13 protein-coding genes are annotated in these 18,331 nt (G+C 60.9%); 4 read left to right on the top strand and 9 right to left on the bottom strand.

The genetic code is table 11. The annotated features are described in order from the left end of the window. Positions 1-75: 75 nt before the first annotated feature. Complete coding sequence (locus tag BTW07_RS10230) at positions 76-2,142, top strand: AsmA family protein (protein ID WP_075570077.1); 2,067 nt, start codon at positions 76-78, stop codon at positions 2,140-2,142. A 382-nt stretch (positions 2,143-2,524) separates the two neighbouring features. Here BTW07_RS10230 and BTW07_RS10225 read toward each other — a convergent pair whose 3' ends face one another. Further along, positions 2,525-2,923, bottom strand: coding sequence for a hypothetical protein (locus BTW07_RS10225; RefSeq protein ID WP_075570076.1), 399 nt, complete (start codon positions 2,921-2,923; stop codon positions 2,525-2,527). Between the two features lie 219 nt (positions 2,924-3,142). Here BTW07_RS10225 and exaC point away from each other — a divergent pair, with 219 nt between their 5' ends. Further along, a complete protein-coding gene (gene exaC / locus BTW07_RS10220; protein WP_075570075.1) occupies positions 3,143-4,663 on the top strand; it encodes an acetaldehyde dehydrogenase ExaC in 1,521 nt (506 codons plus the stop codon). A gap of 146 nt (positions 4,664-4,809) precedes the next feature. On the opposite strand, the gene BTW07_RS10215 is transcribed toward exaC, so the two are convergent. After that, positions 4,810-5,805, bottom strand: a complete 996-nt coding sequence (locus BTW07_RS10215; RefSeq protein WP_075570074.1) for a threo-3-hydroxy-L-aspartate ammonia-lyase — start codon at positions 5,803-5,805, stop codon at positions 4,810-4,812. Between the two features lie 145 nt (positions 5,806-5,950). Between BTW07_RS10215 and BTW07_RS10210 the strand changes: the two genes are divergently transcribed. Further along, positions 5,951-6,424, top strand: a complete 474-nt coding sequence (locus tag BTW07_RS10210; RefSeq protein WP_075570073.1) for a GNAT family N-acetyltransferase — start codon at positions 5,951-5,953, stop codon at positions 6,422-6,424. Positions 6,425-6,517: 93 nt separating this feature from the next. Here BTW07_RS10210 and gabT read toward each other — a convergent pair whose 3' ends face one another. Both gabT and BTW07_RS10200 read right to left on the bottom strand, forming a co-directional pair. Next, on the bottom strand, positions 6,518-7,795 hold the full coding sequence (gene gabT / locus BTW07_RS10205; RefSeq protein WP_075570128.1) for a 4-aminobutyrate--2-oxoglutarate transaminase: 1,278 nt from the start codon (positions 7,793-7,795) through the stop codon (positions 6,518-6,520). A 106-nt stretch (positions 7,796-7,901) separates the two neighbouring features. Next, positions 7,902-9,323 carry an APC family permease gene (locus tag BTW07_RS10200; RefSeq protein WP_075570072.1) on the bottom strand — a complete coding sequence of 474 codons (1,422 nt, stop codon included), beginning with the start codon at positions 9,321-9,323 and terminating at the stop codon, positions 7,902-7,904. A 189-nt stretch (positions 9,324-9,512) separates the two neighbouring features. On the opposite strand from BTW07_RS10200, the gene BTW07_RS10195 reads away from it, so the two are divergent. Beyond that, the gene (locus BTW07_RS10195; protein WP_075570071.1) at positions 9,513-10,949 is read left to right on the top strand and encodes an aminotransferase-like domain-containing protein; all 1,437 of its coding nucleotides are present in this window, start codon (positions 9,513-9,515) and stop codon (positions 10,947-10,949) included. A gap of 30 nt (positions 10,950-10,979) precedes the next feature. Here BTW07_RS10195 and BTW07_RS10190 read toward each other — a convergent pair whose 3' ends face one another. The 5 genes from BTW07_RS10190 to gyrB all read right to left on the bottom strand — a co-directional run bounded on the left by BTW07_RS10190 (position 10,980) and on the right by gyrB (position 18,324). Further along, complete coding sequence (locus BTW07_RS10190) at positions 10,980-12,134, bottom strand: ABC transporter ATP-binding protein (RefSeq protein ID WP_075570070.1); 1,155 nt, start codon at positions 12,132-12,134, stop codon at positions 10,980-10,982. 7 nt (positions 12,135-12,141) lie between these two features. After that, complete coding sequence (locus tag BTW07_RS10185) at positions 12,142-13,017, bottom strand: carbohydrate ABC transporter permease (RefSeq protein ID WP_075570069.1); 876 nt, start codon at positions 13,015-13,017, stop codon at positions 12,142-12,144. Continuing rightward, positions 13,014-13,919, bottom strand: a complete 906-nt coding sequence (locus tag BTW07_RS10180; protein WP_075570068.1) for a carbohydrate ABC transporter permease — start codon at positions 13,917-13,919, stop codon at positions 13,014-13,016. Before BTW07_RS10180 ends, BTW07_RS10185 begins: the two co-directional genes overlap by 4 nt. A 54-nt stretch (positions 13,920-13,973) precedes the next feature. Continuing rightward, positions 13,974-15,266, bottom strand: a complete 1,293-nt coding sequence (locus tag BTW07_RS10175; RefSeq protein ID WP_075570067.1) for an ABC transporter substrate-binding protein — start codon at positions 15,264-15,266, stop codon at positions 13,974-13,976. A 643-nt stretch (positions 15,267-15,909) separates the two neighbouring features. Then, positions 15,910-18,324 (bottom strand): DNA topoisomerase (ATP-hydrolyzing) subunit B, encoded by a 2,415-nt coding sequence (gyrB, locus tag BTW07_RS10170; RefSeq protein ID WP_075570066.1) that lies wholly within the window; start codon positions 18,322-18,324, stop codon positions 15,910-15,912. Between the last annotated feature and the right edge of the window lie 7 nt (positions 18,325-18,331).

Below are 18,331 nucleotides of genomic sequence, written 5' to 3'. Positions count from 1 at the left end.
ACTACGATCGGTCACCACCCTGGCGCTCCGCTTGGACTACCCTTGGAGAGTCACTCCAAGGACGGGAACCGGGCCATGACATTGGGAAAGAAAATTGCGCTATGGGTGGTGGCGATCGTCTTGTTGCTGATGATCGCCCTCATCATCATCGTTGTGACATTCGATTGGAATCGACTCAAGCCCACCATCAATGAACGAGTCTCGAATGCGATTCACAGACCCTTCGCCATCGACGGAGATCTGACCGTCTCGTGGGAATCGCCGCAGGGCGAGTCCGGGTGGCGCAGCTGGGTGCCATGGCCTCACGTTCACGCCGAGGACATTCACCTGGGCAGCCCGGAAGCCGTCACTGACAGGGATTTACTCGAGCTCGCTTCGTTGGATGTGAAGCTATCGCTGATACCGCTCATGGGCAAGACGGTCTCCATTCCTCATATCGAATTTTCGGGAGCCAAGGCGGCACTGGTGCGTCTCGAAGACGGCAAGAACAACTGGACGTTCGATCTCGAAAAAGGAAGCCAGGGCGCAGACGAGCCGGTGGACGACGGCAGTGGCTGGACGATCGATGTCGGGGACATCGCCTTCGATCCGGTCGATGTCCATTATGAAGACGCCCCCTTGGCTGCCAATATCGATGCCACGATCGCGCTTCTCGGCAAGCCGATCGCGTTCAGCGAGCTCACCGAGAATGAAGGCGCCGCCGAACAGGCCGTCCACGACCAGGACATCGCTGATTACGCATTTGGCTGGAAAGCCGAGGGTGAGTACCAGCGCCAGAATGTTGATGGAGAAGGTAAGCTCGGCGGCCTGGCCGCCCTGAGACGTCGCGGTGCACCCTATCCGATCCAGGCTTCGGTGGAAGCCGGCGCAACCCGGGTTTCCGTCACTGGCACCTTGGTAGACCCCCTGGCACCCAAAAAGATCGACATGGATCTGAGCTTTTCGGGTCAGAACCTGGGCGATCTCTATGACATCATCGGCGTCACGCTGCCTGATACCCCACCCTACTCCACACAGGGTCATCTAACGGCCAATCTGGATACCCAAGAAGCACTTTCCTTTCGCTACCGGGATTTTGATGGCCGTATTGGTGACAGCGATATCCATGGCGATCTCACTTATCGGATGGGTGAACCACGACCTTTGCTCAAGGGCGAAGTCGTCTCGCAGCAGTTGCGCTTCGCCGACCTCGCCCCATTGATAGGCGCTGACTCGAATGCGGAAAAAAGCGACCGGGGTGAAGCCAGTCGTCAGCCAGAAGACAAGTTGCTGCCGGTCGAGGAATTCGATACGGCTCAATGGAAAACGATGGACGCCGACGTCAAGTTCACCGCACAACGCATCGAACACGGTGACTCCCTTCCCCTGGAAGACATCTATACGCATGTCACGCTGAATGACGGGGAGATCCTGCTGGACCCGCTGAGATTCGGCGTTGCAGGCGGCAGTCTGAATACGACACTACGTCTCGACGGCAGCCAGAGCCCGATGCAGAGCCGGATCGATATGCATATCCGCCACTTGATGCTGAGCCGTCTGTTTCCCGATGTGGAGCTGATGCAAAACAGCCGAGGAGAACTCAACGGAGACGCCACGCTGAGCGGCACCGGCAACTCGGTAGCCAGCATGCTGGGGACGAGTGACGGCAATCTTCAAATGCTGATCAATGATGGCCTCATCAGCCAGAACCTGATGGAGCTCGCCGGTCTCAATGTCGGTAACTATCTGGTTGGCAAGCTGTTCGGAGACGAGCAGGTCAAGATCAACTGTGCAGCCACTAATCTGGAAGTCACCGATGGGTTGGCCAGTACTCGCTTCTTCCTGATCGATACGGAAAACGCTCTGATCAAGATCGATGGTACCGTCAACTTCGCCAACGAAGCGCTGGACCTGACCATCGAACCGGAAAGCAAGGGTGCGCGCGTGTTCACCTTGCGCTCGCCGCTCTACGTGGAAGGTACCTTCAAGAACCCTTCGCCTGGTGTCGATACGGGGTCATTGCTCGCTCGGGGCGCGATTGGCGCTTTCCTCGGGACCGTTGCGACTCCCGCCGCGGCGCTACTGGCACTGGTTTCCCCTAGCGCCGATGAGACGACGCCATGCAATGACTTTCTGAGCCAGATTCAGACGGGCAACCAATGAGAAGTCATGTTTCACGTGAAACGACACGGTAGATTGTTTCACGTGGAACATTGTCCGCAAACACTGCGCCCACAAACACCACTGTCCGCAGACACTGTCGCGCTGGCAAGAATAAGCTGTGTTCGCCCACGTGGCACCATCCGAAATGGCAAGTACCGGAATCAAAAAGCATTTGACCCCGATGCGCCAGTGATGCGGTATCGGGGTCAAGGTAGTAAGAGGAAAGAGAGAAGGGATACCTAGGCTATGTTTGAACAGTACTGCGCTTGCCCCTACGGGGTTAAAAAATCGGCGGGTGCGCCAGCCCGGTCCGTCTTCGCCGATTTTTGCCTTAGTTACGCGTCCCGGTCTTGCCTTTGCTCGTCGACCTCTCAGACACAGCCTAGCGCGCGCCCCGTTTGTACTGCTCGCCAAGTGATTCCAGAGCGCCGATGAGCTTTTCGATTTCAGCATCAAAGCGCTGCTGCTGCTGGGAGTAGAAGTGACGGGTGTATGAGGCGCCTTTGTGCTTATTGACCAGGTTGGAGAATTGCGACTCAAGCTGCTCGGTGTGATAACGCAGACGTTCGGTCAAAAACGCCGCATGCCCCTGATGACAAGCCACATCCATCAGTGCCCTGACCTGCACCGTCAGCAGGTAGAGCTGAAGAACGTTGCGCTCCTGCACTTCCTTCTGCGTAGAGACACTGTCGTCCAGCAGGTTGATCGAACTCATCTGACAGCAACCGCTATCGTCGGTCATTGGGCGATTGTGAGCCGTTTCTTCTCGAGTCTGCCACATGATCAGGCCCTCCTTGTTTGATCGCTGATCTCTAGACCCATCGCTGATCTCTAAATTCATAGTAGCACTGCGGTTTTTGGTGACTGTTCGCCATTGGTCGAAGCTCGGTAGATCCCTGAGTGCGGGGTCGCCTAAAGCGTAATGGCGGGGGCGTGTCGGAGAGCGCAGATTGGTGGGGAAATCCAGCGATCTGGCATCGATCCATCAGGAGGTATCATCATGCGTTACGCCAACCCGAACACCTCGGACGCCATTACCCAGTTCGAGAAACGCTACGACAACTACATCGGTGGGGAATGGATACCGCCGGTCGAGGGAAGATACTTCGAAAACATCACGCCGGTGACCGGTGAAGTATTCTGCGAAGTCGCACGTTCCAGTGAGAAGGATATCGATCTGGCGCTCGATGCGGCCCACAAGGCAGCACCCGCGTGGGGCAGGACATCCGTCCAGGAGCGCTCGACACTGCTGCTGAAAATCGCCGATCGTCTGGAACAGAATCTGGAAATGCTGGCCGTCGCCGAAACCTGGGATAACGGCAAGGCCGTGCGCGAAACGCTTGCCGCCGATATCCCACTGGCGATCGACCATTTCCGATACTTTGCGGGCTGTATCCGCGCCCAGGAAGGCTCGACTGCCGAGATCGACGAAAACACGGTGGCTTATCACTTCCACGAGCCTCTGGGCGTGGTCGGCCAGATCATTCCCTGGAACTTTCCGATCCTGATGGCGACCTGGAAGCTGGCGCCAGCGCTGGCGGCTGGCAACTGCGTCGTGCTCAAGCCCGCCGAACAGACGCCGGTCTCGATCTTCAAGGTCATCGAGGTCATTCACGACCTGCTGCCCAAAGGCGTCATCAACATTGTCAACGGATATGGCGAGGAGGCGGGTCAGGCGCTTGCCACCAGCAAACGCATCGCCAAGATCGCGTTCACCGGCTCCACTCCCATCGGTTCGCACATCATGAAATGCGCAGCCGAAAATATCATTCCCTCGACGGTAGAGCTTGGCGGCAAGTCACCGAACATCTATTTCGAGGATGTGATGTCCGCCGAACCGGCGTTCATCGACAAATGCGCCGAAGGCCTGGTGATGGGCTTCCTCAACCAGGGCGAAGTCTGTACCTGCCCCTCCCGAGCCCTGGTTCAGGAGAGCATCTACGACGAGTTCATGGCGCGTGTCATCGAGCGAATCAAGAAGATCAAACGGGGTCATCCGCTGGATACCGACACCCAGGTTGGCGCCCAGGCCTCGCAGGAGCAGTTCGACAAGATCATGTCCTACATGGATGTGGCCCGGGATGAAGGCGCCGAGTTCCTCTCCGGGGGGAAACGGGAGTCCCTTGGCGATGATCTATCCCGCGGTTATTACATCCAGCCAACCCTGCTCAAGGGCAACAACAAGATGCGGGTCTTCCAGGAGGAAATCTTCGGCCCCGTGGTCTCGGTCACGACGTTCAAGGATGAAGAGGAAGCCTTGGCCATTGCCAACGATACCGAGTTCGGCCTGGGGGCCGGCGTCTGGACTCGCGACATCAATCGCGCCTATCGCATGGGGCGCGGCATTCAGGCCGGCCGCGTGTGGACCAACTGCTATCACGCCTATCCGGCGCACGCCGCATTCGGGGGTTACAAGAAGTCCGGCGTCGGTCGCGAGACGCACAAGATGGCACTGGAGCACTACCAGCAGACCAAGAATCTGCTGATCAGCTACGACATCAATCCCATGGGGTTTTTCTAATCCCCTGACCAGGCGTTCCGAGGCTATCGGAACGCCTGGGGTCGACGGCGACAGCATCGGTCATCGCCGTGGGCATTGCCCTGAGAAATCGACGTCAGGCGTGTCCGTCGCCTCGCGCTGCCCGTCACATGGCCGGTAAGAGGCAGTCAGCGGTGTATTTCATGCGGATTGCCCTCCGCGCTCTGGATCAGCTCGGCAAACCGGTTCAGGTCGACATTCCCCCCGGACAGAATGATTCCGACTCGACGTCCCTCGATCGCCACTTGCCCACTCAGGGCGGCAGCCGCCGCCAGACAACCGGTAGGCTCGACGAACTGCTTCATCCGCCCGGCCAGGAAACTCATGGCGTTGACGAGCTCGCCATCGCTCACCGTGACGATCTCGTCGACGTACTCGCGAAGCACCGGAAACGTCAGACTGCCCAGGGCCTGGGTCTGGGCGCCATCGGCGATGGTACGCGGCGTGGCAATAGAGACGATCTCGCCGCTGGCAAGGCTTCTCTGGGCATCGTTGCCGGCCTCCGGCTCGACCCCGACCACGTGGCAACGCGGATAACGCGCTTTGGCAACCGTGGCACAGCCGGAGAGCAGGCCACCGCCGCCCACCGGCACGAGCAGCAGATCGAGTTCGCCGACATCATCGAAAAGCTCCTTGGCCGCCGTTCCCTGACCCGCCATCACATGCGGATGGTTGAAGGGCGGGATCAGGGTCAGCCCTTCGGCCACGGCCAGTTCCCGGCCCAGCGCCTCACGATCCTGCGTATAGCGATCATAGAGCACCACCTCGGCGCCATAACCCCGAGTAGCGGCAATCTTGATGGCTGGCGCATCCTCCGGCATCACGATGACGGCACGGATGCCATGTAGCCTGGCCGAGAGCGCGATCGCCTGAGCATGATTGCCCGAGGAAAAGGCGATGACCCCGCCCGCTTTCTGTCTGGTGTCGAACTGGTTGATGGCGTTGTAGCCGCCGCGGAACTTGAACGCGCCGATGCGCTGAAGATGCTCGGCCTTGAAGTGAAGGCTCGCACCGGTGCGTTCGTCCGCCGTCGCCGAACGCAGCACCGGCGTGTGATGAGCGATGCCCTCGAGCCGTCGGTGCGCCGCTACCACGTCGTCGTAATCGATTGCCAGAGTGCTCATGCCGTCATCGTTCTCCCGTTGTCATGGCGTCATTGTCGCGGTTATCGCTTCCAGCGCTACATTGAAAGCCCTTCACAATGCTTAAATGAAGCCCTTGGACAGGGCTTCGATCATGATGGCTGAATGGCCGCGAGGAAAGAGACAGATGGCATCATACGACTGGATATGGCAGACGGGCCCCGAACTCGATCCTGCCGAACTTTATGCGCTGCTCTCGCTGCGTGAGGCCGTGTTCGTGGTAGAACAGCAGTGCCCCTATCAGGAACTGGATGGCCGCGACCTGTCGGCATCGACACATCACTTGCAGGTTCGGGCGGCGGGCCAACTGGCGGCCACCCTGCGGCTACTGGTACCGGAGCAGCCTGACCAGCCGGTCTCCATCGGCCGCGTGGTCATTCACCCCGATCACCGCGGTGGCGGTCTCGGCCATGAACTGCTGCGAGCCGCGCTGAGGCGCATCGAATCGCTGTGGCCCGGCCGCGACGCCCGGCTGTCCGCCCAGGCCCATCTCCAGGGCTATTACGGTCACCACGGCTTCGAAGCGGTCTCACGGGTTTATGTCGAGGACGGCATCCCGCATATCGACATGCAGCGCGAATCCAGCCTCGAGCGCCAGTAATCATTGTCGATCCAATAAAAAGCCGACGCTGATTCGCAGCGTCGGCTTGTCGTTGGCGTGTCTACCCGCCAAGCGGGGAAGAGATCATTCCGATCAGGCGCCGAATTCGCTCAGCATCTTCTCGATCAGGTCGAGCCCCTCTTCGAGCACCTCGTCACTGATGGTGACCGGCATCAAAAAGCGGATCGTGTTGGCATAAAGACCGCAGGAGAGCAGAATCAGGCCGCGCTCGCGAGCGGTCTTGCAGAGCTTGCCCGCCAGTTCGGCATTGGGCACGCCGCTCTTCTTGTCAGTGACCAGATCGAAGGCCGCCATGGCGCCCAGATTGCGCACGTTGGCAACGCCAGCGTAATCCTGCTGCCACTTGTCGAAGCGCACCCGGAGTTTCTCGCCCAGCGCCTGGCTCTTTTCCAGAATGCGCTCTTCCTCGAACACCTCCAGCACGGCCAGCACCGCGGCACACGAAACCGGGCTACCGGTGTAGGTCCCGCCCAGCGAATTGCCGCCGGAGGCGTCCATGACCTTGTCGGTCCCTACCACGGCCGAGATCGGCATGCCGTCGGCCATGCTCTTGGCCATGGTGATGATGTCCGGTTCGACGCCGCTGTGTTCGATCGCGAACAGCTTGCCGGTTCGCCCGAAGCCCGACTGCACCTCGTCGGCGATCAGCAGGATGCCGTGCTCGTCGCAGATCTCGCGCAGCGCCTTGAGAAAGCTTGCCGGCGCGGCGTGGAAACCGCCCTCACCCAGCACCGGCTCGATCACGATCGCCGCGGTGTCATTGGGATTGGCATCGGTCTTCAGCGTCATCTTCAAGTGGCGAAGCGCCTCGTCCTCGCTGACACCGATGGACGGCACCGGATAGGGCGCGCGATAGACCTGACCGGGCATCGGGCCGAAATCGTTGCGGTACGGCGCCACCTTGCCGTTCATCGCCATGGTCATGAAGGTGCGGCCGTGATAGCCGCCGGTAAAGCAGATCACGCTGGAACGCCCGGTGGCGGCGCGCGCCACCTTGACCGCGTTCTCCAGCGCCTCGGCACCGGAATTGGCCAGCATCACCTTGGCGTGGCCGCGCACCGGCGTCACCTCGCTGAGCTTCTGCGCCACGCGCACGTAGCCCTCGTAGGGCATGACGGTCTGGCAGGTGTGCATCACCTTGTCGAGCTGGGCCTTGACCGCTTCGACCACCTTGGGATGGCGGTGACCGATGTTGAGCACGCCGATCCCGCCGGCGAAATCGATGAAGCGCTTGCCGTCCTCGTCCCAGAGCTCGGCGTTCTCCGCCCGCGCGGCGAACTCGACCGCCGGGCTTGCCGCACCGTTGGCGACGTAGCGCTGCTTGAGTTCGTTGAGTTCTGCATTGGTCATGGATGCATTAGCCATGGAACACTCCTGCTGGCGCGGCACCGGGTGCCGCTAACGTGGATCGCGCGTCGTCGTCGAGTTCGGCAGGCGGCGCGCCATGAAATCGCGATCAGGATTTTTCGTAGGCAGCCCGAATGAGGCGATCGCCCATCTCTCGACCGTAGTGCCGTCGAGCCCATCCGTACAGTGCCAATCCGGCGATCATCCAGCCACCGAAGATGGACCACTCGATGGGCGTCAGCGCCGACGGGCTGCCGGGCAGGTACAGACAGGTCATGCCCAGCGACAGCAGCACCGCCAGCACGCCGACCAGTTTGCCGGCACCGACATGATAGGGGCGCGGCATGTCGGGTTCGCGATAGCGCAGAATGACGAACGACAGCGCCACGAACAGATAAGCGAGCACGATGCCCAGCCCGCCGGCATCGACCAGCCATACCAGCGCCGGGCGTCCGAAGAATGGCGCCGCGGTGGAGAGTACGCCGATCAGGATGATCGCGTTGGTCGGCGTCTTGTAACGCGGGTGCAGCTTGCCGAGGAAAGCCGGCAGCATGCCGGAATGGGCCAGCGCATAGATTGCGCGCGACCCGCCGATGTAGAACGCATTCCAGCTGGTGATGATCCCGGCGATGCCCGCCAGTACCATCAGATCGCCGGCCCAGGATGCATCGAAGACCGCGGTCATCGCATCCGGCACGCTGAGCGAGCTGCCCTGCAATGCCTGGTTGTCGAGCATCAGGCTGGTGCCGAGAATGATCAGGGTATACCAGCAAACCGCCATGATCACCGAGAGCACCAGCACCTTGCCAATGTCTCGGAACGGCAGATTGATCTCCTCTGCCGCCTGAGGAATGACATCGAAGCCGACGAACAGGAACGGGACCAGCACCAGTACCGCCACGATACCGCCGAAAGCACCATGCTCGCCGCTGGCGAACAGTGGCTGCATGTTGGCGCCGTCACCGGTGAACAACGCGCCGGTCACGAACATCACCCCGGCCACCAGAATCAATCCGGTAACGACTTTCTGCAGCAACGCGGCAGTGGAGATACCCAGATAGTTGACTGCCATCATCACGATCGAGCCGGCCACGCCGACAGCGACCCAGGTCGCCTTGACGTCCCAGCCGGCGATAGTCCATAGATCGCCGACGGCGTAGCCGGGGAACAGATGCTCGACCACCGTCGGCAGTGCCACGGCTTCGAACGATGCGACACTGACATAGCCCAGCACGATGCTCCAGGTGCAGACGAACGAGGCAAAATGGCCAAGCGCACGGTAGCTGTAGACATGCTCGCCACCCACCTGCGGCATTGCCGAGGCCAGTTCGGCGTAAGTCAGGCCCACCAGCAGTACGGCAATGCCACCGATGACGAACGCGAGGATCGCGCCCACGCTGCCACCGTCGAGAATGGCACTGCCGGTCAGGACGATCCAGCCCCAGCCGATCATGGCGCCAAAGGCCAGGGCGAGGACATCCGCCCGTGCAAGGACGCGCACGAACTCCGGAGGTTGAGAGGGGTTCGACATAGGGGATTCTCTTCAGGTTGTTGTTGATAAGCCGAGATCGTCGCCAGTGCATCGCGGGGCTCGGCCCTGATACCACGCTATCACTCCAACACGGCGTCGGGGCTAGACCACTTCCCTCTGACTGTAGACCACTCGATGAGCCCAACGCATAATCCGTGGATTCCCGCTACGTCTCTTGTGAGGTAGGCCATGGACGACCGTCGCCAGACGCTGGAGCGGATCGAACGGGGCTATCAGGCCCAACCCGACCATTTAACCAAGCGTTGCCGCCTGGAACAGACCCTGCTGACGCTGATCGCGCAGCAGTGGCAGGACGGCCAACGACTGCCCGGTCATCGAGCGCTATGCGTCACGCTCGGCGTGGCCCGCAACACGCTGGCCGGCGTTATCGAGAGCCTGACCCGACAGGGGCACCTGATCACCGATCACGGCCGGGGTACCTGGGTGTGCAAGCGCTTACTCTCGCGTCAGCGCGAGATTGCCGATATCGGACCGATATCGCGCCGTGCGGTCGGCCTGCTGGCCGACGTTGGCGCCAGCCCGCTGCAGAGCGGCGCCTTCGTCCCGGGCGTGCCCGATATCGTGCACTTCCCGATCGCCCGCTGGCGCCAGCTCTACTCGCGCATCACCGTGCCCCACAATACGCTGCTGCTCTCCTACGCCTCTGGCGGCTATGGGCCATTGAAACGAGCCATCGCCGGCTATCTGGCCCGGTGGCGAGGTATCGATTGCTCACTGGACCAGATCGTGATTACCGAAGGTGCCCACCACGGCCTGCAGCTGTGCGCCCTGACACTGGCCGATACCGGCGACCGCGTGGTCATGGATTCCCCGTTTTACTGGGGTGCGCGCAACGTCTTTCACGCCGGCGGCCTCGAGATCGAGCACGCTATCTGGGAACCGCAAGCCGGCTACGCGGGAACGCTGCCACGAACGCATCCCAGATTGCTCTACTTTACTGGCGCTCACCATTATCCGTTGGGCGTCAGGTCAGTAAGCGCCCACAAGCAATCGCTCGTTCGGGAGCTCGAACCGGATTGGATACTGGAAGACGACTACGAATTCGGTGACGGCTGCCACCGGGAGCTGGCGTTCGACCCCGACGCCGGCAACCGGATCCTGATCGGCTCGTTTTCCAAGCTCATGTTTCCCGGTTTGCGTCTGGGCTATCTGGTGGTACCGCGGGGCCTGAGCGACGCGATCAATCGGGTACGCACCGGTGTCTTTCGCGAAGGTCGGCTGCTCGACCAGGCGGTACTCGCGGCATTCATCGATGATGGCGATCTGGATGAGTGGTGTCGGCGCATGGCGAACGCCTATCTCCAGCGCCAGCAGCGGCTGCATGACCTGCTCATCGGGACCCCCGGCGTCATCGCCATCTCGCCGCCGGCCGGCAATATCAGTCTGAGTCTGGCGCTCTCGCCGACACTGGACGACGAGCGGCTGTCACAGGTCCTGCTGAACCGGTATCAGCTGATCGCCCGCCCGCTGAGCCGGGTTTGCAGCAAGGGCGATCACCGGCGCGGCCTGATACTGGGCGTCGGCATGGTCGAAAGCGAGACACTGGAGCGGCAAGGCCGCCGTCTGGCCGAGGGGATCGGCCAGTTCGTCGAGCAGCAGCGCTGACCCAACGCCTCGCGAAGCGACAGGCGTGACTCAGGCCGTCGCTTCCAGCGACGCGACGTCGGCAGTGTATGCGTCGCGGATTCGCTGCTCTGACTCGGGGTCGAACACCACCATGCGCGAGACGTCGAAGGCGAACCGGGTTCGCTCGCCCGCGCGTAACGGCGTGCCGGGGCGCATGCGGGCGTTGACGTTGGTCCCGCCCAGCGACGTCACGACATACAGATCCGCCCCGGTCGGCTCGACCAGCGCGACCGGCAGCTCCGCCTCATGAATATTGCCCTCGCCATGATTGGCACTGGCCGGGTCGGTGATCGCCTCGGGCCGAAGCCCCAGGATGACATCGCGGTCGCACCAGCCGCGCAGTGCGTCACGGTCGCGCACGATGGGCAGTGTCAGAGTGGCCCCATCCGTCGCCACCTGAGCCACCGGCAGTCCGCTCTGTTCGACGATCCGTGCCTTGACCAGGTTCATCGACGGCGAGCCCATGAAACCGGCGACGAACAGATTGTTGGGGTCGTCGTAGACCGCCTGTGGCGTCCCCAGCTGCTGCAGCTCGCCGCCGCGCATGACGGCGATTCGCGATGCCAGGGTCATGGCCTCGATCTGATCGTGGGTAACGTAGACGATCGTGGTTCCCAGCCGCTGGTGAAGCTGCTTGATCTCGGTGCGCATGTCGACGCGCAGCTTGGCATCCAGGTTCGATAGCGGTTCGTCGAACAGGAACAGTTGCGGATCGCGCACCAGCGCTCGTCCCATCGCCACGCGCTGACGCTGTCCACCGGAAAGCTGCCCCGGCTTGCGCTCGAGCAGATTCTCGATCTGCAGCAGCCTGGCGACCCGGTCGACCGCCTCGCGGCGTTCCTTGCGCGGGACCTTGCGCATCTCCAGCCCGAAACCGATGTTGCCGGCCACGGTCATGCTCGGATACAGCGCATAGGACTGGAACACCATGGCAATGTCGCGCCGCGAAGGATGGAGGTCGTTGATACATCGACCATCGAGCAGCAGCTCGCCCTCGCTGATCGAGTCGAGCCCGGCGATCATGTTCAGGAGTGTCGACTTGCCGCAGCCCGACGGTCCTACCAGCACCAGAAAGTCGCCCTGCTCGATCGCGATATCGATGCCCTTCAGGACATGGGTCTCGCCGAAGCGCTTGTGAACGTTGTTGATATGCAGAAAGCTCATGTGATCCTCAGCCCTTGACCGATCCCGACATCAACCCGCGCAGGAAATACTTGCCCGCGAGGATGTAGACGATGAGCGTCGGCACGGCCGCCACCATCGCTGCCGCCATGTTGACGTTATAGGCCTTCACCCCGGTGGAGCTATTGACCAGATTATTGAGTGCCACCGTGATCGGCGCACTGTCGCCGGAGGCGAACGAGACCCCGAACAGGAAGTCGTTCCAGACGTTGGTGAACTGCCAGATGATCGTGACCACGATGATCGGTATCGACGCCGGCAGCAGAATCCGGAAGAAGATGACGAAGAAACCCGCCCCATCGAGCTGCGCCGCCCGCACCAGCTCATCCGGAAAGCTGGCGTAGAAGTTGCGAAAGAACAGCGTGGTAAACCCGATACCGTAGACGATGTGGACCAGCACCAGGCCCCATGTACTGTTGGCCAGATGCAGGATCCCCAGTACCCGAGCCATCGGCAGCAGAATGATCTGGAATGGAATGAAGCAGCTGAACAGTATCAGTCCGAACACGATCTTGTGGCCGCGGAACTTCCATTTGGTCAGTACATAGCCGTTGAAAGCGCCCAACAGACCGGAGATCAATACCGCTGGCACCACGATCTTGATGCTGTTGAAGAAGTAGCCGTGCACGCCGTTGCACTCGAGACCGATACAGGCGCTGCCCCAGGCTTCCCGCCAGGGGGCCAGCGTCCAGTCGACGGGCAACGCCAGCATGTTGCCCTGATGAATCTCCTCCAGCGTCTTGAACGAGGTGGTCAGCATCACATAGAGCGGCATCAGATAGATGACCGCGAACACCAGCAGGATGGCGTAGAGCAGCGCACGCGTGGCAATGCCGCGACGTACGGTGGGAGGTGCGACACTCATGATCGGGACTCCCGCAGCTCGGAGTAGAGATAGGGGATGATCAGCGCCGCGATCACCGCCAGCATGAATACCGCGCTGGCCGCGGCAATACCCATCTCGTTACGCGAGAAGGCATAGGAGTACATGAAGGTCGCCGGCACCGCGGTGGCGTTGCCCGGACCGCCGCCAGTCATCGCCACGATCAGATCGAAGCTCTTGATCGCCAGATGCGCCAGTACCACGACCGCGCTCAGGAAGATCGGCCGCAGCTGGGGAATGATGATCCGCACGTAGATCTTCCAGACCGGCGCCCCGTCGATCTGCGCCGCCTTGATCATTTCGCCGTCGATGCCCCGCAGACCGGCCAGAAACATCGCCATGACGAAACCGGTCGCCTGCCACACCGCGGCAATGATGACCGTGTAGATCGCCATGTCGGAATCGATCAGCCAGTTGAAGCTGAAGCTCTGCCAGCCCAGGTCGTGCATGGTCTTCTCCAACCCCAGGCCGGGGTTGAGAAACCACTGCCAGGCGGTGCCGGTGACGATGAAGGAGAGTGCCATCGGGTAGAGATAGATGGTGCGCAGCACGCCTTCGGCCCGGATGCGCTGATCGAGCAGAATCGCCAGCAACAGGCCCAGCACGATGCAGGAGACGATGTAGAGGAGCCCGAAGACCCAGATGTTGTGAAGCGCAATCCCCCAGGTCCAGGAAGTCCACAGCCGGGACCACTGATGCAACCCGACCCAGGTGTAATCCGGCATCATGCCGGAGTCGCTGAACGAGATGTAGCTGGTCCAGGCGATGAAACCATAGACGAAGAACAGAACCAGGACGCAGGACGGCGACAACACCAGCTTCGGCAGCCAGCGTTGAAGGCGCTCCCGCGCTCCACCGTCCCGATCCGGAGAAGCATTGGACATCGGATCACTCTCGATTCGTGAATGAGAAGCCCCGCCGACGGGCGGGGCCGATCATCAGGACGTGGCGCCCTGCACCGCCGCTGCCAGCTGTTCGGCGGCGACATCGCTGGGCATGTCACTGTTGACGAAGGAGGAGATGATGTCGAAAACGGCATTCTTGACCGATGCCGGGGCGGCGTAGCCATGGGCCATACTGCCCATCAGCGTGTGGTTCTTCGCGGCCGACTTGACCTGCTCGTAACCGCGCTGGGCACAGGCATCCAGCTTGTCTGCAGAGAGGTCCATGCGTGCCGGCACCGAACCCTTGAACTGACTGAAGGTAATCTGGAACTCGGGTGAGCCGATGATCTTGGCCATGGTCTGCTGCATCTGCTGCTGCTGGGCGTCATCGGTATCGAACATGATCATCAGATCACTGTTGAAAGTCACGGCATCCTGCGTTCCCGGGGTGCGGAAGCACATGAAGTCGGTGCCCGGCTTGAGGTTGGCATTGAGGAACTCGCCCTTCGCCCAGTCACCCATGATCTGATAGAGCGCCTTGCCGTTGATCACCATCGCCGTGGCCAGGTTCCAGTCACGTCCGGGGGAGTTGTCATCCTTGTACTTCAACAGTTCGCGCAGATGATCGAACACCTGGGTCATGGTGGCGGAATCGAGCGCTTCGGGATCGAGCTCGATCAACGCCTTGCGGTAGAAGTCGGCACCGCCGGTGGCCAGTACCACGTTCTCGAACACGGTGGTGTCCTGCCACGGCTGGCCGCCGTAAGCCAGACCGGTGTAGCCGGCATCCTTGGCTTTCTTCAATGAGGCAATGAAATCGTCCCAGGTCTTGGGCTGCTCGATGCCCAATTCATCCATCAGCGATTTATTGGCCCAGACCCAGTTGGTCGAATGAATCTCGAACGGTGCCCCGATCCAGTGACCCTCGTACTTGGCGAACTGCTGAAGCGGCTGCGGGAAGACCTCGTCCCATTTTCCGGCCTTGGCCACCTCGTCGAGCGAACTCAAGCCATCGCGTTCGGCCCAGTCCTGGGCATCGTAACCGAGTACCTGGGCCGCCGTCGGCGGATTACCCGAGGTGATGCGAGAGCGCAGAACGGCCATCGCATTGGTGCCGGCGCCTCCGGCTACCGGCATGTTTTTCCAGCCGATACCCTGATCCGACAGCTCGTCTTTAAGTGCGCCCAGCGCTTTGGCCTCACCGCCCGAAGTCCACCAGTTGAGCACCTCGACCTCGCCATCGGGGGCAGTGTCGGCAGCCAGCGTGTTCGTGGATAGCGCCAGGGCAAATGGTAGTAAAGCCAGCCCCAAACGATTGATGACGGTCTTATTTCGATTGGCGTGCATCCCTTCGATCCTCTTCTTGTTGGGGGAGCGACATCTAGTTCTTTTACGAAACGACCCACATCGTTCGACGCTTCCGTGGGCTGATCGCGACTATTACCCAACCGCTTTTACCTAACAATACAACCATGGACGCACATCCACTTACTTCGAATCGGGTACCAGGAACTCGTTACACAGCTGGCGCGGGCTGGCGCTGAATCACGCTTGTGTCTAACCACTAAGTCGCATCGACCAATGGGCAATGTCTCGATGACTTATCTACCGCCCACTTGCCTGCCAATCACGGGATAATTGATCATTGACAACTAATCATTGATAAACAATAGCTAGTCGAGGTGCTGATAATGATGCCGATAGTGAAATAGCAGGGACCGATAGTGGGTGCTGATAGTGGGTGCTGATAGTGGGTGCTGATAGTTGATGCGAATAGTTGATGCGGATAGTTAAATTTGATGCGGAGAGTTGGTGCGGATAACAAATAGCCGGTGTTGTAGAAACTCGCATGTTCCGCTCGATGAGCGGCATACAAAAACGGCCCATCCAAAAGGATGAGCCGCTGGCTTCGTCAAGCCTTTCGCCGAACCTGTCCTATCCCGTCGAAGGGAATCAAACGTCAGCGTCGCCTTCCGTTTCGCGCCCCATCCTACACGTCGAGATTGGCCACCAAGGCAAAACGCTCGATGAAATCGCGTCGCGGTTCGACTTCGTCGCCCATCAGGGTGTTGAACATCTGATCGGCGGCGACGGCGTCTTCGATGGTGACGCGCAGCATCCGACGTGACTGCGGATCCATTGTCGTGTCCCAGAGCTGATCCGGGTTCATCTCGCCAAGCCCCTTGTAGCGTTGAATGCTGAGACCTCGCTGCGCCTCGAGCATCAGCCACTCCAGCGCATCATAAAAGCTTTCGACCGGTTTCTGACGTTCGCCGCGAGCGATGTAGGCGCCCTCTTCGATCAGACCATCCAGCGTCTCGCCCAGACTGGCCAGGGCGCGGTAGTCGACGCTACGGAAGAAATCGATGCTCCAGACGTAGTCCGAGGTCACGCCGTGGGCCTTCAGCGCCACGCTCGGTAACCACAGGCCACGTTCGGTATCCTCGTGAAGCTCGAAGACGTAGCGCGGGCCGCCTTCGTGGGCGATCAGCGAGTCCATCTCTCTCTGCAGCGCGTCGATCCAGGTCTGCATGGTATCGCGATTGCCGAGATCGCTCTCGTCGAGCTTGGTGGCATGGACCATCTTGCGCAGCACGGCGTTGGGGTAGACCCGCGACAGCCGGTCGATACGCTTCATCACGTCGCGATACTGGTTGACCAGCGACTCCAGATGTTCACCGGCAATACCCGGCGCGTCGGCGTTGACGTAGAGACGTCCGCCATCCAGCGCCGTGGCGGTGAGATAGTCGGTCATCGCCTGCTCGTCCTTGAGATACATCTCCTGCTTGCCGCGCTTGATCTTGTAGAGCGGCGGCTGGGCGATGAACACATGGCCACGCTCGATCAGTTCGGCCATCTGGCGGAAGAAGAACGTTAGCAGCAGCGTCCGGATGTGCGAGCCGTCGACGTCGGCATCGGTCATGATGATGATCGAGTGATAACGCAGCTTGTCCGGGTTGAACTCCTCGCGTCCGATCCCGCAGCCCAGCGCGGTGATCAGCGTTCCCACCTCGGCCGACGACAGCATCTTGTCGAAGCGCGCCTTCTCGACGTTGAGGATCTTGCCCTTCAACGGCAGGATCGCCTGGGTGCGCCGATCGCGGCCCTGCTTGGCACTGCCACCGGCCGAATCGCCCTCGACCAGGTAGAGTTCGGAGAGGCTCGGATCCTTCTCCTGGCAGTCGGCCAGCTTGCCCGGCAGCCCGGCGATATCCAGCGCGCCCTTACGCCGCGTCATGTCGCGAGCCTTGCGTGCCGCTTCACGCGCACGTGCGGCGTCGATCATCTTGCTGACGATCGCCTTGGCCTCGCTGGGGTGCTCGATCAGATAGTCGGAGAACTGCCGGCTCAGTTCCTGATCGACGGCGGTCTTGACCTCGGAAGAGACCAGCTTGTCCTTGGTCTGCGAGGAGAACTTGGGATCCGGCACCTTGACCGAGATGATCGCCGTCAGGCCTTCGCGGGCATCGTCACCGGCCGTCGCGACCTTGGCCTTCTTCTGGATGTCTTCCGCTTCGATGTAGCTGTTCAGCGTTCGCGTCAGCGCCGCGCGGAAACCCGCCATGTGGGTACCGCCGTCGCGCTGCGGAATGTTGTTGGTGTAGCAGAAGACGTTCTCGGAGAACGTGTCGTTCCACTGCATCGCCACTTCGACACTGATGCCGTCTTCGCGCTGCGTCTCGAAGTGAAAGACCGGGTTGAGCGCCGTGCGATTGATGTTGAGGTGATCGACGAACGCCTTGAGACCGCCTTCGTAATGGAACAGCTCTTCCCGACCGTCGCGCTCGTCGACGAGGCGAATGGCCACGCCGGAATTCAGAAACGAAAGCTCGCGCAGGCGCTTGGCGAGAATGTCGTAATGAAACTCGATATTGGCGAAAGTGTCGCTCGACGGCTTGAAGCTGATCTGGGTGCCGGATTTTTCGGTATCGCCGACGATCGCCAGCGGCGCCTGCGGCACGCCATGGTGATAAACCTGCTCGTGAACCTGGTTGTTACGCCAGATGACCAGCTTGAGCTGCTCGGAAAGGGCGTTGACCACCGAAATGCCGACACCGTGCAAACCGCCGGATACCTTGTAGGAGTTGTCGTCGAACTTACCGCCCGCGTGCAGTACGGTCATGATGACTTCCGCCGCCGACACGCCTTCGGCATGGATGTCGGTGGGAATGCCGCGCCCATCGTCGGAGACGGTAATCGACTCGTCCGGATGGATGACGATCCGGATTTCGCTGCAATGACCGGCCAGCGCTTCGTCGATGGAGTTGTCGACGACCTCGAACACCATGTGGTGCAGCCCGGTGCCGTCATCGGTATCGCCGATGTACATGCCGGGACGCTTGCGCACCGCGTCCAACCCCTTGAGGACCTTGATGCTCGATGAATCGTAGGCCTGTTCGCTCATTGCTCAC

The sequence above is a fragment of the Salinicola socius genome (assembly GCF_001937195.1).
Taxonomy (GTDB): domain Bacteria; phylum Pseudomonadota; class Gammaproteobacteria; order Pseudomonadales; family Halomonadaceae; genus Salinicola; species Salinicola socius.
Note: the sequence above shows the minus strand (reverse complement) of the source record. Positions and strands in the feature narration are given on the sequence as shown.

What these genes read in the sequence shown, in the direction of transcription:
- BTW07_RS10185 (WP_075570069.1), bottom strand. Translation starts at nt 13,017, where the DNA reads ATGAGTGTCGCACCTCCCACCGTACGTCGCGGCATTGCCACGCGTGCG.
- BTW07_RS10215 (WP_075570074.1), bottom strand. Translation starts at nt 5,805, where the DNA reads ATGAGCACTCTGGCAATCGATTACGACGACGTGGTAGCGGCGCACCGA.
- BTW07_RS10175 (WP_075570067.1), bottom strand. Translation starts at nt 15,266, where the DNA reads ATGCACGCCAATCGAAATAAGACCGTCATCAATCGTTTGGGGCTGGCT.
- BTW07_RS10230 (WP_075570077.1), top strand. Translation starts at nt 76, where the DNA reads ATGACATTGGGAAAGAAAATTGCGCTATGGGTGGTGGCGATCGTCTTG.
- gyrB (WP_075570066.1), bottom strand. Translation starts at nt 18,324, where the DNA reads ATGAGCGAACAGGCCTACGATTCATCGAGCATCAAGGTCCTCAAGGGG.
- BTW07_RS10180 (WP_075570068.1), bottom strand. Translation starts at nt 13,919, where the DNA reads ATGTCCAATGCTTCTCCGGATCGGGACGGTGGAGCGCGGGAGCGCCTT.
- BTW07_RS10210 (WP_075570073.1), top strand. Translation starts at nt 5,951, where the DNA reads ATGGCATCATACGACTGGATATGGCAGACGGGCCCCGAACTCGATCCT.
- BTW07_RS10195 (WP_075570071.1), top strand. Translation starts at nt 9,513, where the DNA reads ATGGACGACCGTCGCCAGACGCTGGAGCGGATCGAACGGGGCTATCAG.
- BTW07_RS10200 (WP_075570072.1), bottom strand. Translation starts at nt 9,323, where the DNA reads ATGTCGAACCCCTCTCAACCTCCGGAGTTCGTGCGCGTCCTTGCACGG.
- BTW07_RS10190 (WP_075570070.1), bottom strand. Translation starts at nt 12,134, where the DNA reads ATGAGCTTTCTGCATATCAACAACGTTCACAAGCGCTTCGGCGAGACC.
- exaC (WP_075570075.1), top strand. Translation starts at nt 3,143, where the DNA reads ATGCGTTACGCCAACCCGAACACCTCGGACGCCATTACCCAGTTCGAG.
- gabT (WP_075570128.1), bottom strand. Translation starts at nt 7,795, where the DNA reads ATGACCAATGCAGAACTCAACGAACTCAAGCAGCGCTACGTCGCCAAC.
- BTW07_RS10225 (WP_075570076.1), bottom strand. Translation starts at nt 2,923, where the DNA reads ATGTGGCAGACTCGAGAAGAAACGGCTCACAATCGCCCAATGACCGAC.